The sequence below is a fragment of the Enterobacter sp. BWH52 genome, from assembly GCF_001037565.1.
Classification (GTDB): Bacteria; Pseudomonadota; Gammaproteobacteria; order Enterobacterales; family Enterobacteriaceae; genus Enterobacter; species Enterobacter hormaechei_C.
Genome location: NZ_KQ089854.1, coordinates 3,711,228 through 3,735,810 on the forward strand (window position 1 = coordinate 3,711,228; position 24,583 = coordinate 3,735,810).

General features: G+C 56.0%; 21 protein-coding genes. 5 read left to right on the forward strand and 16 right to left on the reverse strand.

What is annotated here, in order from left to right:
• Positions 1-10 precede the first annotated feature (10 nt).
• From recC to rppH, 9 genes are all read right to left on the reverse strand, one after another.
• On the reverse strand, positions 11-3,385 hold the full coding sequence (recC, locus tag SK47_RS17450) for an exodeoxyribonuclease V subunit gamma (RefSeq protein WP_048244860.1): 3,375 nt from the start codon (positions 3,383-3,385) through the stop codon (positions 11-13).
• Positions 3,386-3,397: 12 nt separating this feature from the next.
• A complete protein-coding gene (locus SK47_RS17455; protein WP_003862776.1) occupies positions 3,398-3,721 on the reverse strand; it encodes a prepilin-type N-terminal cleavage/methylation domain-containing protein in 324 nt (107 codons plus the stop codon).
• Complete coding sequence (locus SK47_RS17460) at positions 3,706-4,104, reverse strand: DUF2509 family protein (RefSeq protein ID WP_003862778.1); 399 nt, start codon at positions 4,102-4,104, stop codon at positions 3,706-3,708. Before SK47_RS17460 ends, SK47_RS17455 begins: the two co-directional genes overlap by 16 nt.
• On the reverse strand, positions 4,101-4,661 hold the full coding sequence (locus tag SK47_RS17465; RefSeq protein ID WP_003862779.1) for a prepilin peptidase-dependent protein: 561 nt from the start codon (positions 4,659-4,661) through the stop codon (positions 4,101-4,103). The genes SK47_RS17460 and SK47_RS17465 overlap by 4 nt, the downstream gene beginning before the upstream one ends.
• Entirely contained in the window at positions 4,652-5,116 is a 465-nt protein-coding gene (locus SK47_RS17470) for a prepilin peptidase-dependent protein (protein WP_023314768.1), read from the reverse strand. The genes SK47_RS17465 and SK47_RS17470 overlap by 10 nt, the downstream gene beginning before the upstream one ends.
• A 184-nt stretch (positions 5,117-5,300) precedes the next feature.
• Positions 5,301-6,095 (reverse strand): thymidylate synthase, encoded by a 795-nt coding sequence (thyA, locus tag SK47_RS17475; protein WP_023314769.1) that lies wholly within the window; start codon positions 6,093-6,095, stop codon positions 5,301-5,303.
• Positions 6,096-6,101: 6 nt separating this feature from the next.
• Positions 6,102-6,977: a prolipoprotein diacylglyceryl transferase gene (lgt, locus tag SK47_RS17480; RefSeq protein WP_003862787.1), complete on the reverse strand. Its 876-nt coding sequence runs from the start codon at positions 6,975-6,977 to the stop codon at positions 6,102-6,104.
• A gap of 227 nt (positions 6,978-7,204) precedes the next feature.
• Positions 7,205-9,451: a phosphoenolpyruvate--protein phosphotransferase gene (gene ptsP / locus SK47_RS17485; protein ID WP_045894997.1), complete on the reverse strand. Its 2,247-nt coding sequence runs from the start codon at positions 9,449-9,451 to the stop codon at positions 7,205-7,207.
• Between the two features lie 12 nt (positions 9,452-9,463).
• Positions 9,464-9,994 carry an RNA pyrophosphohydrolase gene (gene rppH / locus SK47_RS17490; RefSeq protein ID WP_003862791.1) on the reverse strand — a complete coding sequence of 177 codons (531 nt, stop codon included), beginning with the start codon at positions 9,992-9,994 and terminating at the stop codon, positions 9,464-9,466.
• 683 nt (positions 9,995-10,677) lie between these two features.
• Between rppH and mutH the strand changes: the two genes are divergently transcribed.
• The 3 genes from mutH to SK47_RS17505 all read left to right on the forward strand — a co-directional run bounded on the left by mutH (position 10,678) and on the right by SK47_RS17505 (position 12,890).
• Positions 10,678-11,370, forward strand: a complete 693-nt coding sequence (mutH, locus tag SK47_RS17495) for a DNA mismatch repair endonuclease MutH (protein ID WP_003862792.1) — start codon at positions 10,678-10,680, stop codon at positions 11,368-11,370.
• A 128-nt stretch (positions 11,371-11,498) separates the two neighbouring features.
• Entirely contained in the window at positions 11,499-11,717 is a 219-nt protein-coding gene (locus SK47_RS17500) for a YgdI/YgdR family lipoprotein (RefSeq protein WP_003862794.1), read from the forward strand.
• Between the two features lie 132 nt (positions 11,718-11,849).
• A complete protein-coding gene (locus SK47_RS17505; RefSeq protein WP_003862795.1) occupies positions 11,850-12,890 on the forward strand; it encodes an NADP(H)-dependent aldo-keto reductase in 1,041 nt (346 codons plus the stop codon).
• A gap of 93 nt (positions 12,891-12,983) precedes the next feature.
• Here SK47_RS17505 and lplT read toward each other — a convergent pair whose 3' ends face one another.
• Entirely contained in the window at positions 12,984-14,177 is a 1,194-nt protein-coding gene (gene lplT, locus SK47_RS17510; protein WP_003862801.1) for a lysophospholipid transporter LplT, read from the reverse strand.
• Positions 14,170-16,329 (reverse strand): bifunctional acyl-ACP--phospholipid O-acyltransferase/long-chain-fatty-acid--ACP ligase, encoded by a 2,160-nt coding sequence (gene aas / locus SK47_RS17515; protein WP_023314771.1) that lies wholly within the window; start codon positions 16,327-16,329, stop codon positions 14,170-14,172. Before aas ends, lplT begins: the two co-directional genes overlap by 8 nt.
• A gap of 617 nt (positions 16,330-16,946) precedes the next feature.
• On the opposite strand from aas, the gene galR reads away from it, so the two are divergent.
• Positions 16,947-17,969: an HTH-type transcriptional regulator GalR gene (galR, locus tag SK47_RS17520; RefSeq protein ID WP_003862806.1), complete on the forward strand. Its 1,023-nt coding sequence runs from the start codon at positions 16,947-16,949 to the stop codon at positions 17,967-17,969.
• Here the strand turns inward: galR and SK47_RS17525 are convergent.
• From SK47_RS17525 to SK47_RS17540, 4 genes are all read right to left on the reverse strand, one after another.
• Positions 17,924-18,400 (reverse strand): GNAT family N-acetyltransferase, encoded by a 477-nt coding sequence (locus SK47_RS17525; protein ID WP_003862808.1) that lies wholly within the window; start codon positions 18,398-18,400, stop codon positions 17,924-17,926. The two genes, galR and SK47_RS17525, sit on opposite strands and share 46 nt — an antisense overlap.
• A complete protein-coding gene (locus tag SK47_RS17530) occupies positions 18,397-19,170 on the reverse strand; it encodes a GntR family transcriptional regulator (protein WP_003862809.1) in 774 nt (257 codons plus the stop codon). Before SK47_RS17530 ends, SK47_RS17525 begins: the two co-directional genes overlap by 4 nt.
• A 78-nt stretch (positions 19,171-19,248) precedes the next feature.
• A complete protein-coding gene (locus SK47_RS17535; RefSeq protein WP_048244862.1) occupies positions 19,249-20,676 on the reverse strand; it encodes a glycoside hydrolase family 1 protein in 1,428 nt (475 codons plus the stop codon).
• 7 nt (positions 20,677-20,683) lie between these two features.
• A complete protein-coding gene (locus tag SK47_RS17540; RefSeq protein ID WP_003862812.1) occupies positions 20,684-22,009 on the reverse strand; it encodes a PTS sugar transporter subunit IIC in 1,326 nt (441 codons plus the stop codon).
• Between the two features lie 299 nt (positions 22,010-22,308).
• Between SK47_RS17540 and SK47_RS17545 the strand changes: the two genes are divergently transcribed.
• A complete protein-coding gene (locus SK47_RS17545; protein WP_023314776.1) occupies positions 22,309-23,346 on the forward strand; it encodes a LacI family DNA-binding transcriptional regulator in 1,038 nt (345 codons plus the stop codon).
• On the opposite strand, the gene lysA is transcribed toward SK47_RS17545, so the two are convergent.
• Positions 23,316-24,578, reverse strand: a complete 1,263-nt coding sequence (lysA, locus tag SK47_RS17550) for a diaminopimelate decarboxylase (RefSeq protein WP_048244864.1) — start codon at positions 24,576-24,578, stop codon at positions 23,316-23,318. The genes SK47_RS17545 and lysA overlap by 31 nt on opposite strands.
• Positions 24,579-24,583 lie beyond the last annotated feature (5 nt).

Genomic DNA, 24,583 nt, shown 5'->3' on the forward strand with positions numbered 1-24,583 from the left:
TATACAGCACTCAGGACTGATTAAATTTGTATAACGGTAACAGGTAGCGTTGCGCCTCCTGGGTGATAATGTCGAAATATTCTGGCTCCAGCGTTCGCCATAAACGTTGATACCAGACATCGTCACCTTCGCCACGTACCATCATGTTCCCTTCGTAGGCCTGCAAAAACTTGCTGCGCGCTTTATGGAGCGAAGCCTCATCCGTTAACATGGCATCATTCTGCGCGTCATAACAGGCTTTTATCCATGCCCCCCCACTTTCAGGCAGCAAAAGCAGGGGTTTGTTCATGCCCTGCCGGTAGCCTTCAATATAAAGCGACAGATACGTCAACGCCTGCTCAGGCTCCATCGGCGGGAAACGCCATTCGCCGTCCTTACGTACAAACAACCGGCTTTCACCTTCGTGACCACTCGCACTGTAGACAAGATGTTCGAGCCAGAGTTGCAGGCCATGTGAAACGCTGAGCATGGATGGGCGCCAACGCAGCAGCCCGTCAGACTGCACGTGCGTGAGCCAGCCGCTAAGGTGCATACCGTTACAATCGAGATCGATTTCAATGCTGCTCGCCGGCTGCCGACACGCGATAACGCGGTCAGCTAGCGCTCGCATCTCCTCGCACTGGGCATCCCAGACGATTTCGCCGAATGCACCATACGGAAGTAATCCCGACGCCCTGTAACGTCGAAACAGTTTACTGGCGTCTTCTTCGTCAACCAGCGCATTCAGAAGCTGGGAATTAAGCTTAAAACGCTCCAGCCCATCAAGAATAAACGGTTCCGCATCGGGGATTTCGCTCTCTTCAGAGCGGAAATTCACCTGCAAGCGTTGCTGGAAAAACGCCCGAACCGGGTGTGCCCAAAAGCGCTGTAGCTGCTCAAACGTGAGGGTGTCTATAGCGCGCGGTTCGAGCGCCTGAATAAAATCGGTTTGCGGCGTCCCCGCTTTCTTCGCGGCGGGAAGCCACTCGCGGGCATAGCTTTGCAGTTCATCAGGAACGTAGTTGACAGGATCGAACGGCATACGGCTATGGTGGCAAGTGATATGCGCTATCACCCGACGTTCGCTTTCGTCGCAGTTGCAGGCTTCATCGCCCGGCAGATAGTGGCTCTGTCCAATGTAGTCCACTAGCTCCTGCACCAGCACAGACGGGAAACGCTCGCTGTTATCCTGAATTGAACGTCCGATATAGCTGATATACAGCCTGCTTTGCGCAGACATCAGCGCCTCAAGGAAGAGATAACGGTCATCATCGCGGCGGCTGCGGTCACCCCGCTTCGGTTGTGCGCTCATAAGATCAAAGCCCAGAGGCGGCAGCGCACGCGGATAAATACCGTCGTTCATGCCAAGCAGACAGACCACTTTGAACGGGATTGAACGCATTGGCATCAGGGTACAAATATTCACCGGCCCCGCAAGGAAGCGCTGGCTGATGCGCTCCTGATCGAGACGTTGCGTCAGCTCATCACGCAGAAGCGAAAGGGGAACCGCCTCGTGATAGTGCGAATTAACCCCTTCATCAACGATGGCCTGCCACTGCTTCTCGATAAGCGCCATGGCGGCTTCAGTTTCGCTGTCCGGCAGGAAGAAATCATTCAGCATTTCGCGGCAAACTGGCAGCCACTCTTCGAGCGGGCGGGGCTGCATCAATGCACGGCGCCAGCGGTTGAGCTGCATAAGCAGCGAGGCTAAGTGACCAACCAGTTCCGCGATCAACCCACTGGATTCATCGTACGGCAGCACGTCATTCCATTCGCCGTGGATGCTCTCCATTGCATACCCCAGCAGCATGCGCGTCAGCCCAAACTGCCAGGTATGCTGGCCGGTTGCTGGCAGTTCGAACTCCTGGACGTTATCATCGTCGATACCCCAGCGGACACCGGATTCGTTGACCCACTGGCGCAGATAGCGCAACCCCTCTTCGTTAATGTTGAAACGTGCGGCCAGAACTGGCACATCCAGCAGTGCCAGCACATCCTCAGAGATAAACCGGCTATCAGGCAGCGAAAGCAGGCTGATAAAGGCCTGTAGCGCCGGGTGTGACTGACGAGCGCGACGGTCAGAGATTGCGTAGGGCAGATAGCGGTCGCCCGTTGCGCTGCCAAATACCGCCTGAATAAACGGGCTGTAGCTGTCGATATCCGCCACCATCACCACGATATCGCGCGGTGTCAGGGTTGGGTCGTCCTGCAACATGGCCAGCAGGCGGTCATGAAGAATTTCAACTTCACGCTGTGGGCTGTGACAAACGTGGATCGCGATACTACGATCGTCAGGATCCAGTTTTCGCTTCTTATCGCTTCGCGCAAACTCCTCGGCAGTGATCCCGGCAACGGCACGGTTCTCTAAATCCAGAATATCAAGCTGAATATTGTGCAGCAGGCTATCCGGCGTAATATCGGCAAACGCATCCACATCTCCTTCTCCCGAGGAGGTGATATCTGAAAGCAGATAAATATAGTCACGTCCGAGCTTGCCCCACGAGGCAAGCAGCGGGTTCGGCAGGTTCTGAATCCCCTCTTCATCAAAAAGCTGCGCCGCGTTTTCACTGTCTTTAAACAGCGGCACCGCGCGTTCTTCAAAGAGACGTTTTCTCTGACGGGTGACCAGCCGTGAAAGCCAGCGCGGATCCTGAATATCCCCCCAATAGTGCCGACACGGGTTGGTAAAGAGGATATGGATATCAGTGTGCTTACCGAGCGCTTTTAGCGCGTTCAGGTAGACAGGCGGCAACGCGGAGATACCGCAAATGAACACGCGTGACGGCAAACGGGCTGGCCGTTCTGCGCTGTTCTCAAGTATCGAGATAAAGCGATCGTACAAGTTAGCACGGTGCCACTTAGGCTGACCGAGTTTCCCGGTATGCTCGACCAGCGCTTTCCAGAGCGGCGCCTGCCAGATTTGCGCTTCCGGTAACCCATCGACTAATTCTCCCGCTTCCCAGCGAATCAGCCAGTCTGCACGGTAAACCAGATACTGGTCATAGAGGTCGGCAGTACGTGAGGCCAGCTGGAAAAGTTTACGCTTGTCGGTGTCGTCATTCAGGTAGTGCCGCAGCATGGCAAACTCATCACGCGCCAGCATGTCCGGCAGCAGCGTCATCAGTTTCCAGGCCATGCTTTGTTTGTTGAAGGCGCTCTGCTCAGGGATGTCCGGCAGGACGCGAACAAACATCTCCCAGATAAAGCTCGCGGGCAGCGGAAAATCGATGTTCGCCGCAATGCCAAATTTCTGCGAAAGGGACATTTGCAGCCACTGCGCCATACCGGTGCTCTGCACCAGCACCATTTCTGGCTCAAACGGATCGTCAAGACGCTCTTGCTCAACGATATACTCCATCAGTGCTTCCAGCACATCCAGACGATTTGAGTGGTAAACCCTTAGCATAAACGCTCCCGACTAGCGGCTAACCGGGCAGTGCAGACGCGTTAACGCGCCCTGCCGCCCCATAGGAGAAATAAGTGTGACCGTGATGCTGACACATCCGGACTGTGTTGTCTGCCCCCGACTGACTTGCCAGCCCGGCGGGAGCGTTAATGTTGAGATCTGCGATTGATTCCACGCATGATGCCATAGCTGACGATACTGGCTAAGCGCCGCATACCGGGCTGCCAGCGCGCGATGATATCCGGATAACGCCGTCACAACCACAACCAGCAACATCATTGCCAGCAAAACCTCAACCATGCTAAATCCTTTTTGTCTGCTCAGGGTAACTGACATAGCGTACTTTCCTTAAGGGGGCAGAAATCACTCCAGCCGTGGGCGGAAAAGCGTATCTGCCCTTCCGCGATGTCCCCGCCTTGCCATAGCAACAGATCGTCATTGCCGGCAATAAGCAAAACACGCTCCCCAAACAGCCTTACACAGACCCGCAAACGCTGTGTCTGTTTGCACTGAACCTCTGGCTGTAAAGCCCATTCCTGAACGCGCCCCCACTCCAGTGCAGATTGCACGGCAGCCTGCTGGCGAACAGACAAACTCTCGCCACTTACCAGCGTGCTAAAGGTTTGCAACTGCTGATTTAATCCGGTGAGGATCAGCGTGCCGAGCACCAGCAATAGCAGGACCAGCGCCAGCGATGACATGCCCCGCTGACGATTCACAGATTAAACCCCGTTACGGTATGGCGAGCCGAAAAGGGGGCGGTCAGTTCACCTTTACGGCGGGCACGCAGCTCGATACTGATGACCGGCGCAAAGCCAGCACGATCGGTTTTAGTGACCATAAATTGCTCTATCAGGACCCGATCCGGGTCGGTGAGCTTATCCCATCCCTTACCGTCACAGGATGTGGCGCCCCGCAGCGTTTCAAGCGATCCGGACTCAAGCCGGAATCCCGTACTGTCGTTTTCCGACGCGGTGCTATCCCACTGGCCGTTGCTGTTCGCATCCCATTGCACAATCGCACATCGTCCTTGCCTGCCGATGATCATCCCCTGTCCCTGGCAATGCCCTGCACAGTATCCTGCTCTCTGAAACTGTTTACCGACCGCGAACAGACGTTGCCAGACCTCATCCTCCAGCTCCTGCTGCCCGGATTGCAGTAAAACCCCCCGCTGTAGCCCCGGTAAAAAACGTGACGTGCTGAGTAACAGAATGCTGCTTATCGTCATCGCAATCAGCACTTCCAGCAGGGAAAACCCTTTTCGATTTACTGGCATGCACCTTCTCCTGCGGCATTACACAGCCTGATACGTCCGCCATTTGAGACAATAACCCACCACCCACCAGCGCGGCTCTGCACCCGGATATGTCCGGCCCACGCGGTATCTCTTAAACCGTAAAATCCCAGCGCAGGTGTTATGTCGCTTATCGTGACCCCTGGCCACATCGGCTTCATCACGAACGGTCCGCCGCTGTCACAACCGGTCACCGCTGAACTGGTCAGACAGTTCTTTTCACCGTCGTTATACAGCGCGATCCTGTGCTCGCTGTTGTGACGGTTGGCGTCATTGCGCAAAAACACCAGGTAATCCCGCACCTGGCAGGCGGTTTGCCAAAGCCGCTGCCGCTGCTGCCAGCTGTCCCAGCCATAGAGTCCTGTGGCGCTGAGGATCACTGCCAGCGAAACGGCGATAAGGGTTTCGATAAGCGTAAAGCCTTGTTCGTTTTTCATGGCGGGAGTGTGGAGGAATAGCAGAAACGGTGCGAGCGTCAAACCAGAACTTTACGAGCCGCTTTCAGGAGAATTTCACCCGTTGCAACGCGTTGCATCATCTCTGGAAACAGGCTCGAAAAACAAAACGGGCGTGAAAAAAAACCGGCGCTAAAGAGCACCGGTTGTGTCAGGATTTGCCGTATCAGATGGCGACAGGAGCTTTAATGCCGGGATGCGGGTCGTAACCCTCAATCTCGAAATCATCAAAACGGTAATCGAAGATCGAGTCCGGTTTACGTTTGATCACCAGCTTCGGCAATGCACGCGGTTCGCGCGTCAGCTGGAGATGCGTCTGTTCCATATGATTGCTGTAGAGGTGGGTATCACCGCCCGTCCAGACAAAATCGCCCACTTCAAGATCGCACTGCTGCGCCATCATGTGCACCAACAGCGCGTAGCTGGCGATGTTAAACGGCAGGCCGAGGAACACGTCGCAGGAGCGTTGATAGAGCTGGCAGGAGAGCTTGCCGTCCGCCACGTAAAACTGGAAAAACGCGTGGCAAGGCGCCAGCGCCATTTTATCCAGTTCACCCACGTTCCAGGCAGAGACAATGATACGGCGCGAGTCCGGATCATTTTTCAGCTGGTTTATGACGGTCGTGATCTGGTCGATATGGCGGCCGTCCGGGGTAGGCCACGCGCGCCATTGCTTGCCGTAGACCGGACCCAGGTCGCCGTTCTCATCTGCCCACTCGTCCCAGATGGAGACATTGTTTTCATGTAGATAAGCAACGTTGGTATCGCCTTGCAGGAACCAGAGCAGTTCATGAATGATCGAGCGCAAATGGCAGCGCTTCGTTGTCACCAGAGGAAAGCCTTCTCGCAGATTGAAGCGCATCTGGTGGCCAAAAATGGAGAGCGTACCGGTGCCGGTGCGGTCGTTTTTCGGCGTGCCCTCGTCGAGCACTTTTTTCATCAATTCAAGATACTGTTTCATGATTCCTCAGGAAAGTTGTTGCTGTGGACGACGACGATACGCCCAAATCATCATAATGGCACCCGCGACAATCATCGGGATGGAGAGGATCTGCCCCATGCTGATGTACTGTACCCATTCACCGGTAAACTGCGCATCCGGCTGGCGGAAGAACTCGACGATGATACGAAACGCGCCGTAGCCAATCAGGAACAGACCGGAGACAGCCCCCATTGGACGCGGTTTGCGGATATAAAGATTCAGGATGATGAACAGCACCACGCCTTCCAGCGCCAGCTCATAGAGCTGTGACATATGGCGCGGCAGGACGCCGTAGGTATCGAAAATGGACTGCCACTCAGGATGCGAAGGCAGCAGCGCGATATCCTCTGCGCGGGAGCCCGGGAACAGCATGGTAAACGGCACGCTCGGATCGACACGCCCCCACAGCTCACCGTTGATGAAATTGCCCAGACGCCCTGCGCCCAACCCAAACGGGATTAACGGCGCAATAAAATCAGCCACCTGGAAGAAGTTGCGTTTGGTGCGTCTGGCGAAGATCACCATCACGAGGATCACACCAATCAGTCCGCCGTGGAAGGACATACCGCCGTCCCAGACGCGGAACAGATAGAGCGGGTCGTTCAGGAATACCGGGAAATTATAGAACAGGACATAACCGATGCGACCTCCCAGGAATACGCCGAGGAAGCCGGCATAAAGCAGGTTTTCCACTTCGTTCTTCGTCCATCCACTGCCCGGACGACTGGCGCGACGGCCAGCAAGCCACATGGCAAAAACGAAGCCCACCAGGTACATCAGACCGTACCAGTGCAGCGCTACAGGTCCTATTGAGAAAATAACCGGATCGAATTCCGGAAAATGCAGATAACCACTGTTCATCTGTCACCACAAGATGTTGTTATTCCGCTGAAAGTGGACAGCGGGTGAATTGCATTCCCGCCGTTGGCAGGTGCTCCAAAGTTGCGAATCATAGCATAAGGCAGGCGCGGAGGATGCGCCTGAGATGTAAAAGATGTGTATAGGGGTTCATGCGCGCAGTTCTCCCTCACCCCATCCCTCTCCCTCAAGGGAGAGGGGTCGTCCGAGCAGTCATTATTTTGTGGGGATCAGCGGCCACCGCGGATCAAACCGCCCATGCCGCGTCGCTCCATAAACGCAGCCACCTGATGGCGCACTTCGGCTGCCAGCTGTGCTTCCAGGCTACGCGCGGCCAGTTCGCGCGCCTCATCTTGTTCGATGTGACGTAACAGGTATTTCACACGCGCAACGGAACGTCCGTTCATTGACAGGTGACGGAAACCGAGACCAATCAGGATCGCCACGCACATCGGATCGCCGGCCATTTCACCGCACAGGCGCAGGTCGATATTATGCTGCTCGGCTTCGCGGGCGATCATCGCCAGGGCACGAAGCATCGCCGGATGCAGGCTATCGTAGATGCTGGCAACACGCGTATTGTTGCGATCGACTGCCAGAATGTATTGCGTTAAGTCGTTGGTACCAACGGAGATAAAATCAACGCGGGTCGCCAGCTGCGGCAACATAAAGACCATCGAAGGCACTTCAAGCATCACGCCGATACGGGGTTTAGGGATCGCATAGCCGATCATCTCTTCCACTTCGCGCCCTGCACGTTCTATCAACCGCCGCGCTTCGTCGATCTCGTCAATACTGGTGACCATCGGCAGCAAAATGCTGAGATTCCCCGTGGCCGCGTTGGCACGCAGCATGGCACGAACCTGGATAAGGAAGATTTCCGGCTGATCGAGGGTTATGCGGATCCCACGCCAGCCGAGGCAGGGATTCTCTTCACTGATGGGCATATAGGGCAGTTGCTTATCCGCGCCGACGTCCAGGGTGCGCAACGTGACGGGTTTGTCATTAAACATCTGCAACATGCCCTGATACTGCGCCACCTGCTCCTCTTCTGACGGGAAGCCGCTTTGCAGCATAAACGGTATTTCAGTGCGGTAGAGGCCGATGCCATCGATGCGGCTGCCGAGCTTCTCTTCATGCTCGGGGCTTAAGCCAGCGTTGAGCATCACCTTCACCCGCTCACCGCCCTTGAGCTGCGCGGGCAGGTTGACGTCATCTTCCGCCAGCTTGCTTAATTCATTCTCTTCGCTGATAAGACGCTGGTACTCCTGAAGGAGAACCGGTTCAGGATCCACCAGCAACTCACCACGGTATCCGTCCACCACCAGCGTACGGCGATGCAGTACGGAGGGCTGAATATCCGCCCCCATCACGGTCGGAATACCGAGCGCGCGCACCATAATGGCGGCATGGGAGTTAGCAGCGCCATCGCGCACCACCACGCCCGCCAGCCTGTCCTGCGGTAATTCAGCCAGCGTCGTCGCTGAGAGTTCATCGGCCACCAGCACAAACCGGTTCGGCCAGGCGTTCGCCCCCTGAATAGTATCATCGAGGTGGAACAGCAGACGTTGCCCAAGCGCGCGTAAATCGCCGGCGCGCTCTTTCAGATAACCGTCAGTCAGCACCGCAAACTGCTCAGCAAATTTTTCAATGACCTTTTTAACCGCCCATTCTGCCACCGACCCTTTATCGACCTCGGCAAATAACTCACGACGCAAACGCGCATCGGAAAGCAGGTGTGAGTAGAGATCGAAAATAGCCGCCGTCTCTTTTTGCGCGCCAGCGGCAAAGCGTTTGCTGTAGCGACGAAACTCATTCGCCGCCTCTTCCAGCGCAGCGGTAAGCCGTTCGCGCTCAAGCGCTTCATCCAGCGTCGAGGCTTCGTAGACCTGCTCCATCAGCGGGAGCGTGGCATCCATCCAGCCTTCGGCAATCGCGACGCCCGGCGAGGCCGGAAGCGCGCGGATGCGGGTATGACGATACTGCCCAAAAAGGGCTGCCAGCTGAGACTGGGAGAGGATAGCAGCCATCTGCGTTGCCAGCGTGACGAGGAAAGACTCCTCGCTTTCGTCGTACTGCCGCAACTCTCGTTGCTGGACAACAAGCACGCCAAGCAGTTGGCGGCGCTGAATAATAGGCACGCCAAGGAAAGCGCGGAACCGCTCCTCTTTGACGGAAGGGATATATTTGAAGCTGGGGTGTTTTTGCGCATCGGCAAGGTTGATTGGCTCCGCCAGTCGCCCGACCAGGCCAACAATACCTTCATCAAACGCGAGCGTGACGGTGCGTCCCCGTGGTTTTTTTAAACCGCGGGTTGCCATCAGGTAGTAGCAACGTCGGTCATGATCGGCCAGGTAGACCGAACAGACCTCGGTTTCCATCGCAAGACAGATGTCCGTCACCAGAATATTCAGCGCCTCGTTGAGGCGAGGCGCACTGGCAACCTTTTCAACTATTTCTCGCAAGCGGGTGAGCATGATTTGCGTAGCTTAACCTCTTTTACGTCGCCAGGCAGGTGCGCTCTGTGGCTTCGGAGGCGTCTCCTGAAGCTGCATCACGACACTTGCGAACTCTTTCATCACCCTACGATATACATCGCGCTTAAATGACACGACCTGACGAACCGGATACCAGTAGCTTACCCAGCGCCAGCCATCAAACTCTGGCGTGCTGCTGGTTTGCATATTGATATCTGAATCGTTGCCCACCAACTGCAAAAGAAACCACTTCTGTTTCTGGCCGATACAAACCGGCTTTGTGTCCCAACGCACCAAACGTTTCGGTAACTTGTAACGCAACCAGTTGCGGGTCGAAGCCAGAATACGAACATCTTTTCGGCTTAAACCAACCTCTTCAAACAGCTCCCGGTACATCGCTTGTTCTGGGGACTCTCCAGGATTGATCCCGCCTTGCGGGAACTGCCAGGAGTGCTGACCATATCGCCGGGCCCACATCACCTGGCCCTGACGATTACAAATTACTATTCCTACGTTTGGGCGGTAGCCATCGTCATCAATCACCGGACTACCCCAAACTAAATCTGATATATGAATGATTGTTTCACACTACAGGGAGGCGGTAAACCACTCTCTTACAGGCCTGCAACCTAATAACATTTGAATAACTCACAATTTAGTGAGGAGTTATAAACAGATGCGGGCGACAGAGACCATTTTTATTCACCTTTTCTGTGGATATAGTTGTGAAGAAGTGCGGAATTACCGATGAACAACCTTGTAACCCGACGAAACGCCAATTTACCCTGCCAATAATAAATCATTTAAATTCATAATATTAGATTGGAATTAAGGGTACCAGAGGCGATTAACGTGACGATCGTCACATCAAAGATCCTCCTGCTGATGAAAGATCGAACAGCGTCGGTTTTATCCACAGATTGTGCCAATAAGTTAGGCACAATTTGTGTGAAAATTCGATTTTCATCGCACGTCAAGGCTGTAAATTGAAACAGTAGTGGCAGTTATTCCCAGTTATCCCATTTTTCTGTGGATAACATGGTGTAAGATCCTGTTTATTGTCAGTGACCAGAATTGCACAACCTGTTTTTTAGCCGCGGCGCGACGGACTATAGTCTAAAAAAGATTAAATAAATCATCCACATGGAATAGGTGCACAGAAAAAGGTAAACTCTGTCCACAAGGGATAAAATATCAGCTCATTTTTTAATCAAAAGGTTGTTAGCATGCATTCTCTCGCCCCACTGCTCTCCCCTCCCGTCAGTGAAGCCCAGTTGCTCCAGCAGGCACAACGTCTGGCAGGTTATTCACTGGGCGAGCTGGCCGTGATGGCGGGGTTGACGATACCCAACGATCTAAAGCGTGATAAGGGCTGGATCGGCGTGTTGCTGGAACGCTGGCTGGGCGCAAGCGCGGGCAGTAAACCCGAACAAGATTTTGCGGCGCTGGGGGTGGAACTGAAGACGATCCCCATCGATAGCCAGGGGCGGCCGCTGGAAACCACCTTTGTCTGCGTTGCGCCGCTCACGGGTAACAGCGGAGTGACCTGGGAAACCAGCCACGTCAGGCATAAGCTGAAGCGGGTGTTGTGGGTACCCGTTGAGGGCGACAGGCAGATCCCGCTGGCAGAGCGTCGCGTTGGCGCCCCGCTGCTCTGGAGTCCGAATGATGAAGAGGAGAGACTGCTTTCCCAGGACTGGGAAGAGCTGATGGACATGATTGTGCTGGGACAGGTTGAGCGGATCACCGCCCGGCATGGCGAAGTGCTGCAACTTCGTCCTAAAGCCGCCAATAGCAAAGCGCTCACTGAAGCGGTAGGCGCACAGGGCGAACCGATCCTCACGCTGCCGCGCGGTTTCTATCTTAAAAAGAATTTCACCGGGGCACTGCTGGCACGCCACTTCCTGTTGAAAACATAGTTTTTTACTAATTTTGCGCTCCGGCTAACATAATCTCCTCCTTTTTAAGATTTCCCCCCTTTCACCTGTCGTAATATCAGGTTATTACTACACTATGATTTGATACGAGCCAGGTGAGGATGAGAACGATGAAAAAATGGGCAGTAATTATCTCAGCAGTCGGTTTAGCGTTTGCGGTATCGGGTTGTAGCAGCGACTATGTCATGTCAACGAAAGATGGTCGTATGATCCTGACCGATGGCAAACCCGAAGTCGACGACGATACCGGTCTGGTGAGTTACCGCGATCGCGAAGGCAATCAAATGCAGATTAATCGCGACGAAGTCTCCCAGATCATCGAGCGCTAAACAGATAAAGGTCAGTAGCTTGCTGGCCTTTTTGATTTTTTCCTTCCCCTTTTGCCTTCCCTCTGCCATGTTTATATTCCTTTGTCGGGAGGTTCCTGACGCAGTCTGTATGTCTAAAAAAGGAAACCGGCTATGCATTATCATCGTATCCCCCACAGCGCTCTGGAGATCAGCCAACTGGGGTTGGGCACCATGACATTTGGTGAACAAAACAGCGAAGCCGATGCCCATGCACAACTCGATTACGCCGTCAGCCAGGGCATTAACCTGATTGACGTGGCGGAGATGTACCCCGTTCCTCCCCGCCCGGAAACACAAGGTCTTACTGAAACGTATGTCGGCAACTGGCTGGCGAAACGCGGCAATCGCGAAAAGCTGGTCATTGCCTCCAAAGTCAGCGGACCTTCCCGTAATAACGATGCCGGGATCCGCCCTAATCAGATCCTCGATCGCAAGAATATCCGTGCGGCGCTGGATGCAAGCCTCAAGCGCCTGCAAACCGACTATCTCGATCTTTATCAGGTGCACTGGCCGCAGCGTCCGACGAACTGCTTCGGTAAGCTTGGCTACACCTGGAACGAAAGTGCTCCGGCCGTTACCCTGCTGGAAACGCTGGAAGCGCTCACGGAGTGCCAGCGGGCGGGTAAGATCCGCTACATCGGCGTTTCCAACGAGACGGCGTTTGGCGTGATGCGCTATCTGCATCTGGCCGATAAACACGATCTGCCGCGCATCGTGACCATTCAGAACCCGTACAGCCTGCTGAACCGCAGTTATGAAGTGGGTCTGGCGGAGGTGACGCAGTACGAAGAGGTGGAGCTGCTCGCCTACTCCTGTCTGGGCTTCGGTACCCTGACGGGCAAATACCTGAACGGCGCGAAACCGGCTGGCGCGCGTAACACGCTTTTCAGCCGCTTCACCCGCTATAGCGGCGAGCAGACGCAAAAAGCCGTTGCGGCCTACGTGGATATCGCGAAACGCCACGGACTCGATCCGGCGCAGATGGCGCTGGCCTTCGTGCGTCGTCAGCCGTTTGTGGCGAGTACCCTGCTCGGCGCAACGACGATGGATCAGTTGAAAACCAATATTGAGAGTTTCAATCTGAACCTGAGTGAAGAGGTATTAGCGGAGATAGAAGCGGTGCATCAGGTTTATACCTACCCGGCACCGTAATAAAAGCAAAACGGCAACGCACGTTGCCGTTTTTAGGGTTTTCACCCTCTCTCTGTGGGAGAGGGCCGGGGTGAGGGCATCAGGCCGCACAATTCAACGACGACGCTGCCAGACCCACAGCCCGCTAATCGCCAGCGCGAACAGCGCGCCGAATCCTACCCCGATTGCCACAACCGGCGCACCTGCTTTTACCGCCAGCGAGTAAATCCCCAGCATCAGCAACATCGCCATGTTTTCGCCAAGGTTTTGCACCGCAATGGCGTTGCCCGCCCCCACGGTCTGTTTGCCGCGCTCCTGCAACAGCGCGTTTAGCGGCACCACAAAGAAACCGCCTAACATGCCGATCAGCAGCAGCAGGGCATAGGCAGGCAATAGAGCATGTTGCAGGGAGAAGAACAGAACGCCGACGCCAATCAGGATCCCCGCAGGCATGCAGCGCGCGACGGTTTCCAGCGTCACCAGTTTTGCCGCAGCCCCGGCCCCGACAACAATCCCGACGGCGACCATGGCATTCAGATAAGTCGGCGTGGCGTTGTCAGTAATGCCCAGCGCCACCGGCACCCACAGCACCAGCAGGAAACGCAGCGTAACGCCGGCCCCCCAGAACATGCTGGTGCCCATCAGCGAGAAGCGTGTTTCACCGTTACGCCACAGTACGCGGCAGGCGTTGAAGAAGCTGCCGGTCATGGGCCCGAAGCGCCAGGATTGCCCCGGACGCGCCACGGCCAGTTTGGGGATAAACAGGTTGGCGATCACCGCGCCACCGTACATCAGGGCGCAGATGCCAAGCGCGGCGAGCACATGCCAGTCTGCCAGTACGCCACCCGCCACCGAACCCAGCAGAATAGCCGCAATGGTGGAGGACTCCATCAGGCCGTTGGCCTTCACCAGCTTATCACCGGTGGTGAGCTCACCCAGAATGCCGTACTTCGCCGGGGAGTAGGCTGCCGCACCAATGCCCACCAGCGTGTAGCCGACGAAAGGATTGATACCAAAGCAGATACTTGCCGCGCCCAGAAGCTTAAGGCTGTTGGCAAACATCATGACACGACCTTTCGGGAAGCTGTCCGCCACCTGGCCGACAAACGGCGCAAATACGATGTAAGCACCCACAAACACCATCTGTAGGATCGGCTGGCTCCAGTCGGGATAAAACTCAGCTTTCAGCAATGCCAGCGTGGCAAACAGCAACGCGTTATCGCCGAACGCGGAAAGAAACTGGGCGGCGATAACCGCCATCATGCCTTTCGACCAGATTGAAGTGTTAGTGTGCACTGACTCACGCATTTTGCTGTTCTGCCTCTTCAACCATGCCCTTCAGGGTCACGAAATCGGGTTTACCGCTGCCCAGCACCGGTAACTGTTTGAGGTAACGAATATCGCGGGGGACCGCCAGCTCGGGGATACCGTGTTCGCGTGCATACCTGAGCAGCGCGTCACGCTTCAGTTCACCGTCTGTCGTGAAGAGCACCAGCGCCTCGCCTTTACTGGCATCACTTTTCACCACGGTCGCATGCATTTTCTCTGCTGAGACTGCGGTCGCCAGCGTCTCGACCATTTCAAGAGAGACCATTTCCCCGGCGATTTTGGCGAAGCGTTTTGCGCGTCCCTGGATCTGCACGAAGCCCTGATCGTCGAAGCGCACGATATCGCCCGTGTCGTACCAGCCCGTTTCAACCTCGCCATTGACGTTCTCAGCCGTCGGCGCCTCAAGCACCCCCGGGTTTTCCACACGCAAATAGCCGTTCATGACGTTCGGCCCTTTCAGCTGAAGACGTCCGCCGTCTTCAATACCCGGCACCGCCAGCAGACGCGCGTCCAGCCCCGGCAGAATGCGGCCAACCGTTCCGGGTTTTGCCGCCATCGGAACGTTGATGGAGACCACCGGCGCGCACTCCGTCACGCCATAGCCTTCCAGAATGCGCAGGCCAAACTTGTCCTGCCAGATTTGGCGCGTGCTGTCCTGGAGTTTTTCCGCCCCCGCCACCACGTAGCGCACGCGGAAGAAATCATACGGGTTGGCGAAGCGCGCGTAGTTTCCGAGGAAGGTGGACGTCCCGAACAGCACCGTGCAGTTACGGTCATAAACCAGTTCCGGCACAATGCGGTAGTGCAGCGGGCTTGGGTAGAGGAACACCTCGGCACCGGTCAGCAGCGGCGTAAAGAGCCCCACGGTCAGACCAAATGAGTGGAACAGCGGCAGCGCCGACATAAAGCGATCGTTGGCGGTAAAGTCAGCAATGGTTTTAATCTGTTCGACGTTCGCCAGAATGCTTTTGTGACTGTGAACCACACCTTTCGGGTTGCCTTCAGAGCCGGAGGTAAAGAGGATAATGGCATCATCCTCCGGCTGCTGCTTAACCTGCGCCAGACGCGGCATCAGCAGGTGCGCGAAAATCCACAGCTTGTCGGCGGTCGTGACGTCTGCTTTCAGATCTTCCAGGAACACCCAGCGCACCTGCGTCAGCTGTTCCGGCAGGTGCCACAGCTTGCCTTTATCCAGGAACTGGCGGGAGGTAAAGACGGTGTTGATTTGCGCCGCGGTAATCGCGCTGGAGAGCCCTTTCACGCCCGCCGTGTAGTTCATCATCGCCGGAATGCGGCCCCGGGAGACGGCACCAAAGATCACCGCCGCGCTGATACCCGCGTTTGGCAGCATCAGGCCGATCTTTTCACCCTGTTTGCTGTATTTTTCCAGGATACGCCCGACAAACAGCGTTTTGGTCAACAGCTTACGGTAGGTATCCGGCGTAAAGTTGATGTCTTCAATGCAGTTTTTCTTCGCACCGTAGCGATACTGGGCCGACAGCAACGATTCATACAGCGTCTCGCGCGGGCGAACGGCCATGCGCGCTTCCATCATAATCTGGTGCAGCATTTCCCCGGCGATTTTACGGCGGTCGCGCGCACGCGGCGCCTCGGGCATCGGCAGTGACGTCGGCGGTAATATATGCAGCGTAATTTTCGGGAACAGACGCTGCTTCACCAGCCCTTTCAGACGACTGAAAAAGGTCAGCTCAGCCCCGTCGATGCGTAGCGGCACGACGGTGGCCTGAGACTTCGCCGCGACAAAACCGGCCCCATCGTAAATTTTCATCAGGGAGCCCGTCACTGAAATCCGCCCTTCCGGGAAGATAACCACCGGACGCCCCTGCCCAATCAGACGCACCAGATGTTTAATCATCATCGGTTTGGTTGGATCGAGCGGGACAAAATCAATCAGCGGTTTGAGCCAGCGCATGTACCATTTTTCACTGATGGAGCTGTACACCGCGAAGACGGGCCGCACGGGCAAAAACAGCGCCAGCAATACGCCATCAAGAAAAGAGACGTGATTCGGTGTGATAAGAACACGCTCGCCATAGAGTGCCTGCGTATCGCCAGTCACGCGGATGCGAAACAGGACACGAAACAGTGTGCGGAAGAACCCAAAAAGCATTTCAACTCCCTTTGCCAGCCAGTGTGAAAGGTATAAATGGTGGCAGATTACACGAGAAGTAGTGAGGGAGCGATAGCAAAAACAGAGGCGAAAAAAAACCTGCGCATCCGCGCAGGTTGGTGCAAGAGAAGAGTACGAAAACGTACCAGGAATTCTCACCAATCAATACCTCTGGGATCTTGATTGTGGCCTCCGGCGACAGGCTTCGCCAGCGGGAAAACGCAAGGGAATGAGCCGAAGTGCAACCAGGTGTGAATATTCTCTTTTGCTGTTACAGGTTGAACTTACAGGCAAAAAAAAACCTGCGTAAAACGCAGGTTGGTGTAAATCGTGTTAATCAACCGAAGTTGATTCCACCTATCAATACCTCTGGGATCTCGACTCTAGCAATTCATAACGCATCGTTGCTAACGGACAATCGCAACAGCCTGAGGCAAAGTGTAACTAAAGGTTCAGATTACCATTATTCAGACATGACTGGCCGTGTAACGATTACACCGCGAGGGATGTTCTGCTTCACGTTTGCAGAGGACGCTCACCCGCTCCCCTTGAATGCGCGCCGCTTTTCCGCAACACTAGTTAGTGTGTAAACGCTTACCCCTATAAGAAGGTATTGAATGGCGACAATTAAGGATGTGGCTCGTCTGGCCGGTGTTTCCGTCGCGACCGTCTCCCGCGTAATCAACAACTCCCCTAAAGCGAGTGATGCATCGCGCCAGGCCGTGCAGGACGCCATGGAAAACCTGAATTATCACCCTAACGCCAACGCGCGCGCCCTTGCCCAGCAGTCGACAGAAACCATCGGGCTGGTGGTCGGGGATGTATCCGATCCGTTTTTCGGTGCGATGGTCAAAGCCGTAGAACAAGTCTCTTATCACACCGGAAATTTCCTGCTGATTGGTAATGGCTACCACAATGAACAGAAAGAGCGCCAGGCCATTGAGCAGCTGATCCGTCATCGCTGTGCGGCACTGGTGGTCCATGCCAAAATGATCCCCGACGCCGAGCTGATCCATCTGATGAAACAGATGCCGGGGATGGTGATTATCAACCGTATTATTCCCGGTTTTGAAACCCGCTGCGTGGCGCTCGACGACCGTTACGGCGCATGGCTCGCAACCCGTCACCTGATCCAGCAGGGCCATACCCGAATTGGTTATCTGTGCTCCAACCACCCAATTTCCGATGCGGAAGATCGCCTTCAGGGCTATTACGACGCGCTGCGCGAAGCCGGTCTGCCCTGCAACGATCGTCTTGTGGCGTACGGAGAACCGGATGAGAGTGGCGGCGAGCAGGCGATGACCGAGCTGCTGGGACGCGGGCGGAATTTCACCGCCGTGGCCAGCTATAACGACTCCATGGCCGCCGGCGCAATGGGCGTGCTGAATGATAACGGGATCGACGTCCCGGCAGAAATTTCGCTGATTGGCTTTGATGATGTGCTGGTGTCGCGCTACGTGCGCCCTCGCCTGACCACCGTGCGTTACCCGATTGTAACCATGGCAACGCAGGCGGCAGAACTGGCGTTAGCGCTGGCCGAGCATCGCCCGCCGCCGGAAATTACCCACCTGTTCAGCCCAACCTTAGTGCGCCGTCACTCGGTGGTATCGCCCGCGGAAGCCGTGAGCGAACAGCGATAGAGATGGACGGTTTTATCCGGGTATTCCAGCGCATCGCCGATGTAGTGCCAGCCGTAACGTTCGTAGAAGTCGCGGCAGGCAGACCAGAGATGAAGCTCGTGATACCCGGCGCGTCGCGCGTAGCCGATAACATGCTGCTGAAGTTTTCCCGCCAGCCCGTTTCCCCGGGCGGCTTCATCGACATACAGCGCAGCCAGCCAGGGGTGGAGATCCTGTCGGGAAATTAAATCGCAACGCCACAGCCCAACGGTGCCCAGCAGCTGGTCATCCTCAACGGCAATAAAGGTGAGCGGTAACTCGCCCGGCGTCAGGCTATGCTCGACAATGCTCTGGAAAAAGGCACGCGGCATACCTTCACCAAACGCGTACCAGATCCAGTCGATCACCTGCTGTGTAAACTGCGGCGCAGCGTGAAGCGGCAGTATATTCACACCAGCTTCCCCTGGAAAAGAGGGACCGATTCGAAGAGATAGCCGTCGAAATCGGGTGCGTCTTCGTCTGACAGCTCAAGCAGGCTCTTTTTGACGTTTTCAAGATGCTGGAACATCGCCTGCCACGCCCCCATCACGTCGCGGCGGCGGAGCGCAGCGAGAATGGTTTGCCTGTCGCCGAGCCATTTCAGCCGCCATGCGCGGCTGGCGATGTGGCCGTTGAATTGCTGCCACAGTGGGCTGCTGTCCATGTGATGCCAGACGCTTTCAACGGTCGCCAGCAGCATCTGGTTTTGTGTGGCCCCCGCCAGTACAAGGTGGAACATTTTGTTGTTGTCCTGGCTGCGATCGTCGGCGGCAATCGCCCGTTGCTCCTGCTCGATGATGCGGCGCAGGTTGTCGATATCCGCCCGCGTCGCCATTTTTGCGGCAAAGGCGGCAATGTTGCTTTCAAGCAGCTGACGCGCCTGGAGAATTTCAAACGGCCCCACGTCACTGTTCAGAAAACGCTCTTCCTCGTTTTCATGCTCCTCCGGAATGCGCATCACGTACACGCCAGACCCCTGGCGAATATCCACCGTCCCCTGAAGCTCAAGCATCAGCAGCGCCTCGCGCACAATAGTGCGGCTCACGCCATACGTCTCGGCGATGTTGCGCTCCGGCGGCAGACGCGATCCCACGGGATAATGCCCCTGGATAATCTGCGCCCGTAAATCCTCGCCAATCTCCTGGTACTGTTTTTTTTCCGGCAGGATGACAGCCTTATCCACGTTTTCACCTGTGTTTTTCAGTTAATGCGCGGGCCGGACGTCCTCCCGGCCAGTTTGTGCGCTATTTTACCAGAAGGCTTACTTCCATTCATCGTCAACACTGAGCGTCAGCACACGCTCATCGCGCAGCTGGCGGAACCAGGACGCCGATTTCTTTGCCCGCCGTGCGCGATGGTTTTCAAGGTCGATCTCAATAAGCCCGTAGCGGTTTTTGAACGCGTTCATCGGCGAGACGTTGTCGGTGAAGGCCCACAGCATATAACCGTGACAGTTTGCCCCCGCCTCCCGCGCCAGCAGCGTGTAATAAAGATGTTCGCTGATAAACGCGATGCGGTACGCGTCATCGATAATGCCGTCGCGATTGCGAAACTGCGCTTCGTTCTCCACACCCATCCCGCTTTCCGCTACAAACCAGTCAATGTTGCGATAGCCGTTTTTAATCCGCATCGCCATGTCGTAAATAATGCGCGGGAAGATCTCCCAGCCGCGGGAGGTGTTCATCCTCCGCCCCGGCAGCTCGAACGGCTCGTAGTAATACGCCGGGTGGAACGGCGTCTCCGGGTGCCAGGCGCGGGACGGGGCTTTGACGCGATGCGGGTAATAGAGGTTAATGCCCAGCTCGTCGACGGTGTTGTCGGCAATCAGCGCCAGCTCGTCAGCCGTGTAGTCCCACTGCACCTGATGCTGCGCCAGCAGGGTAAAGAGCGCCTGCGGATAGCGCCCGTGCACCAGTGGGTCGAGAAAGACGCGGTTGTAGAACAGATCGTACATCTCTGCCGCTCGCACGTCATGCGGTGCGCGCGAGCGTGGATAGGTCACTTCCGGGTTAAGAATACAACCCACTGAGCCGTCATACCCTTTCTCGCGAAACAGCTTCACCACTTTCGCCGTCGCCAGCACTTTATGGTGGTTCCACTGCATCCAGGTGCTGGTGTTCTGCTCATAGGGCCAGCGCAGTGCGTCAAGGTAGACGCGCGTCTGGACCACAATCGGCTCGTTGAAGGTAAACCAGCGGGTGACTTTGCCGTGAAAGCGCTCAAACACTTTTTCCGCATAGCGAACGAACAGCTCGACGACGTGCTTCGACGCCCAGCCGCCGTAGGTTTCCAGCAGCACGCCCGGCAATTCGTAGTGTTCCAGGCAGATCATCGGCTCAATGCCCTGACGGTGCATTTCATCGAACAGCGCGTCGTAATAGGCGGCGTACTCTTCATCTACGGTGGCGTTTTCATAGTCGGTCAAAAAGCGCGACCAGTTGATCGAGGTGCGATAGTGCGTCAGGCCCGCCTGCTTCATCAGCGCCACATCTTCACGGAAGCGATTAATAAAGTCGGTTGCCACCGCCGGGCCATAGCCGTTGTGCCAGACGTGACGATCGTTCTTGTACCAGAGATCGATCCACGAATCCTGCCCTGGCTTTTTGCCGCTCCAGCCCTCGGTCTGCCAGGCCGATGCCGCCGCGCCCAGCATAAAATCCTGCGGTATAGTTATCTGTTTTATGCTCATCCGGTCCTCATGCGTTATCGGTGGCTTGTTGCAGCGCGGCCTGCTCTGCGCGGCGTGAGGCAATTTTCACAAACGGCAGATAGATAATCACCGCGGTCACGATGCAGATAAACTGGGTGATCACCGCCCCCATGGAGCCCGCGGTTGACAGCCAGGCGTTGATCAGCGGCGGCGTGGTCCAGGGCACCATCACCACGGCTTTCCCGGCAAATCCGGTCACGGTGGCAAAGTAGCCAATCGAGCCCGTCACCAGCGGCGTGATGATGAACGGGATAGCCAGGATCGGGTTGAGCATGATTGGCATCCCGAAGATCACCGGCTCGTTGATGTTAAAAATACCCGGGCCGATGGAGAGCTTAGCGATCTCCTTCATCTCTTTACGTTTGGTGGCAATCATGACGGCGATCAGCAGGCCGATGGTCAGGCCGGAGCCGCCGATGCTCATATAGACGTCCCAGAACGGCATGGTGATGATGTTTGGCACCTCTTTGCCCTGCTCGAACGCGCTCATGTTAACGGTGATTGCCCCCAGCAACAGCGGCTCGCGGATCGGCTTGATCATCTGGTTGCCGTGAATACCAATCACCCAGAACAGCTGGGCGACAAACATCAACAGCAGGATCCCCGGCAGGCTTTGCACCACGCGCTCCAGCGGCTGTTGCACCACCTGGTAAACCGCGTCGTAGAGATACATGCCGGTAATCTGATGAAACACGAAGCCAAAGGTGGCGATGGCGGTGGTGGTGATAATGGCCGGGATCAGCGCAGAGAACGACGCGGCGACGTTCGGCGGCACCGTGTCCGGCATCCTGATTTTCAGCCCCTTGCGGTTTTCCAGCCAGCAGTAAATCTCCACTGACAGGATGGCGATAAACATGCCGAGGAACAGGCTGCGGGTATCGGAGAACTGGCGCAGCAGCACGTCTTTCACCACGTGCATCTCGCCGTCCACCAGCATTTCCACCGTGGTTGGCGTCACGCAGATAAAGCAGATCACCGCCAGCAGGCCGGGGAACAGGGACTTAATGCCGTTAATACGCCCCAGCTCAATGCCGATTAAAAACACCGCACCGATGTTGAGAAAGTTAAGCGTGGCATAGTTGAGCGCGCTGGTGATCGGCTTTAACGCCGCCAGAAACGACAGCGACTGAAAGCTCGCCAGGCCGTTTTTCGGATCCAGCACCATATTGGAGATCAGTACCGAGAACGCCCCCACAATGATGACCGGCATTAAGGTAATAAACGCAGACTTGATCGCCTGGATATAGCGATAGCTGTTGAACGTGGTGGCAAAACTGCCCAGAGCGTCGATCAGTTTTTCCTGAAATGCCATAGGGTAATACCTCAGTAAAAGGGCTTTTATTGAATAAGATGGACAGCCGGATACTATTGGTATGCCAAAAATAGCGCCCACAGGCGTTTTGTTCTGTGATTAAGCTCTCAATGAGGTAAGAGGTATTCCAGATTGCGATTTATCACCATTTTGGCATGCCAATGACAGGCATTTATCCCGCTGGCGAGGATCGTTACCGAAAAGCGTGATCGTTATGGGGTTTTGCCCTTCCCACGTCGCTTATGCGCCGGATGGTCTGTGTTAAACTGCAAACCATTACGTGGAAACAGGAATTTCGAATGGCAACAATGCTGGATGTCTCACTGCGTGCGGGCGTGTCGAAGGCCACCGTTTCGCGCGTGCTGAACGGCACAGGTCAGGTTAAAGAGAGCACGCGTCAGCAGGTATTTCGCGCGATGGAGGAGCTGGGCTATCGTCCGAACTTTCTCGCGCGTTCGCTGGCTAACCAGACCAGCAACAGCATTGGTCTTGTCGTCTCGACGTTCGACGGTTTTTACTTTGGTCGTTTGCTACAGCAGGCGTCACGGCAGACCGAAAAGCACGGAAAACAGCTGATTGTTACCGACGGTCACGACGCCCCTGAACAGGAAGAACAGGCGGTGCAGATGCTCGCCGACCGCAAGTGCGACGCCATCGTGCTGTACACGCGATACATGAGCGAAAAGACGATCCTGAAGCTGATCAACAGCGTGCAGACGCCGCTGGTGATCATTAACCGTGAAGTGAGCCAGGCGGCGGATCGCTGCGTCTTCTTTGAACAGCAGGACGCGGCCTTCAAAGCGGTGGATTACCTGATAAGCCAGGGTCATCGGGAGATCGCCTGTATCACCGTCCCGATCCACACCCCAACGGGTAAAGCGCGGCTGATGGGCTACCGTAAGGCGCTGGAGAAGCACGGTATTCGTCTCGACGAGCGGCGGATTAAATACGGCGATGCAGGCATGACGCGGGGTTACGAGCTGTGCAAGGAGCTGATTGCGGAAAAGACATCGTTCAGCGCCCTGTTTGCCTGTAATGATGATATGGCCCTGGGCGCCTCCAAAGCATTACACCAGGCCGGGCTGAAGATCCCGCAGGATATTTCGCTGTTTGGTTTTGACGATGCCCCCAGCGCAAAGTGGCTGGAGCCTGCCCTGTCGTCGGTATATTTGCCGATCGACAACATGATCGTCACGGCAATCGACCAGGCGATCCGGCTGGCAAAAAACCAGCCGGTTGAAGCGATCCCGCCGTTCACCGGCACGCTGGTTTTACGCGATTCGGTGACAACAGGGCCGTGGTTTTATCAGACCAGCTCTAACGCCAGCAGCTCCTGAATGGTCTGGCGACGGCGAATCAGCCGCGCCACGCCGTTATCAAACAGCACTTCCGGCAGCAGCGGGCGGCTATTGTAGTTGGAAGACATAGACGCCCCGTACGCACCGGTATCATGCAGCACCAGATAATCTCCCGGTTTTACCTCTGGCAGCGAACGGGTTTCGACTTTCCCGCCTTCCTGCTGAGTAAAGACGTCACCGGATTCACACAGCGGGCCGGCAACAACGGTCTCGATGCGCGGCGCGTTGACCAGATCGCGGCCATCGGCGGCAAGCGCGGTAATGTGATGATAGCTGCCGTACATGGACGGGCGCATCAGGTCGTTGAAGCCAGCATCAATCAGCACAAAGTGACGGCTTCCCATCTCCTTCACGCTCCGCACCTGCGCCACCAGCACGCCAGCTTCGGCGACCAGGAAACGACCCGGCTCAATCTCCAGCTTCACCGCATGGCCCAGATGGGCAGCGATCCTGTCACGCGCGGCGCTCCACAGGCCGTAATAGTGATCCGTGTCGATCGCCTCTTCTCCTTCGCGGTAAGGGATCGAAAGCCCTCCCCCGGCGGAGATCGCCTTCAGATCCTGACCAAAATCGATAACCTGACGCACCATTGCGCCACAGACCTGCTCAAGATGGCCATAATCCACGCCGGACCCGATATGCATGTGAATGCCCACCAGCTTGAGGTTGTAGCGTTGTAAAACCTCCAGCGCCGCAGGCATATCGGCATACCAGATCCCGTGTTTACTGTTTTCGCCCCCGGTGTTGGTTTTCTGACTGTGGCCGTGACCAAAGCCCGGGTTGACGCGCAGCCAGACGCGATGGCCAGGAGAGACCTGCCCAAGCTGTTCCAGCATATCCACCGAACCAGCATTGACCGGGATTTGCAGCTCGTGCACGCGCGCCAGCGTGGCGTCGTCTATCAGGTCAGCGGTGAAGACGATCGCGTCGCTGTCGGCTTTCGGATCAAACCCGGCCGCCAGCGCACGTTCGATCTCACCCAGCGATACGGAGTCAACCTTCACGCCCTGCTCGCGCATCAGGCGCAGAATATGAATATTGGAGCAGGCCTTCTGCGCAAAACGCACCACGTCAAACTGATGCAGCGCGGCGATCTTCTCGCGGACAATCTGCGCATCGTAAACCCACACCGGACAGCCGAATTCGGCAGGCAGGCGCAGCAGGTTATCGGCGTTTAAATCGGTTTCGGTCTGGTTGAGCGGGCGTGGCATGGTCG

What these genes read in the sequence shown, in the direction of transcription:
- SK47_RS17455 (WP_003862776.1), bottom strand. Translation starts at nt 3,721, where the DNA reads ATGTCAGTTACCCTGAGCAGACAAAAAGGATTTAGCATGGTTGAGGTT.
- SK47_RS17540 (WP_003862812.1), bottom strand. Translation starts at nt 22,009, where the DNA reads ATGGCATTTCAGGAAAAACTGATCGACGCTCTGGGCAGTTTTGCCACC.
- thyA (WP_023314769.1), bottom strand. Translation starts at nt 6,095, where the DNA reads ATGAAACAGTATCTTGAATTGATGAAAAAAGTGCTCGACGAGGGCACG.
- lplT (WP_003862801.1), bottom strand. Translation starts at nt 14,177, where the DNA reads ATGCGTGAGTCAGTGCACACTAACACTTCAATCTGGTCGAAAGGCATG.
- SK47_RS17500 (WP_003862794.1), top strand. Translation starts at nt 11,499, where the DNA reads ATGAAAAAATGGGCAGTAATTATCTCAGCAGTCGGTTTAGCGTTTGCG.
- SK47_RS17545 (WP_023314776.1), top strand. Translation starts at nt 22,309, where the DNA reads ATGGCAACAATGCTGGATGTCTCACTGCGTGCGGGCGTGTCGAAGGCC.
- SK47_RS17535 (WP_048244862.1), bottom strand. Translation starts at nt 20,676, where the DNA reads ATGAGCATAAAACAGATAACTATACCGCAGGATTTTATGCTGGGCGCG.
- lgt (WP_003862787.1), bottom strand. Translation starts at nt 6,977, where the DNA reads ATGAACAGTGGTTATCTGCATTTTCCGGAATTCGATCCGGTTATTTTC.
- SK47_RS17505 (WP_003862795.1), top strand. Translation starts at nt 11,850, where the DNA reads ATGCATTATCATCGTATCCCCCACAGCGCTCTGGAGATCAGCCAACTG.
- mutH (WP_003862792.1), top strand. Translation starts at nt 10,678, where the DNA reads ATGCATTCTCTCGCCCCACTGCTCTCCCCTCCCGTCAGTGAAGCCCAG.
- recC (WP_048244860.1), bottom strand. Translation starts at nt 3,385, where the DNA reads ATGCTAAGGGTTTACCACTCAAATCGTCTGGATGTGCTGGAAGCACTG.
- SK47_RS17465 (WP_003862779.1), bottom strand. Translation starts at nt 4,661, where the DNA reads ATGCCAGTAAATCGAAAAGGGTTTTCCCTGCTGGAAGTGCTGATTGCG.
- aas (WP_023314771.1), bottom strand. Translation starts at nt 16,329, where the DNA reads ATGCTTTTTGGGTTCTTCCGCACACTGTTTCGTGTCCTGTTTCGCATC.
- SK47_RS17470 (WP_023314768.1), bottom strand. Translation starts at nt 5,116, where the DNA reads ATGAAAAACGAACAAGGCTTTACGCTTATCGAAACCCTTATCGCCGTT.
- ptsP (WP_045894997.1), bottom strand. Translation starts at nt 9,451, where the DNA reads ATGCTCACCCGCTTGCGAGAAATAGTTGAAAAGGTTGCCAGTGCGCCT.
- lysA (WP_048244864.1), bottom strand. Translation starts at nt 24,578, where the DNA reads ATGCCACGCCCGCTCAACCAGACCGAAACCGATTTAAACGCCGATAAC.
- galR (WP_003862806.1), top strand. Translation starts at nt 16,947, where the DNA reads ATGGCGACAATTAAGGATGTGGCTCGTCTGGCCGGTGTTTCCGTCGCG.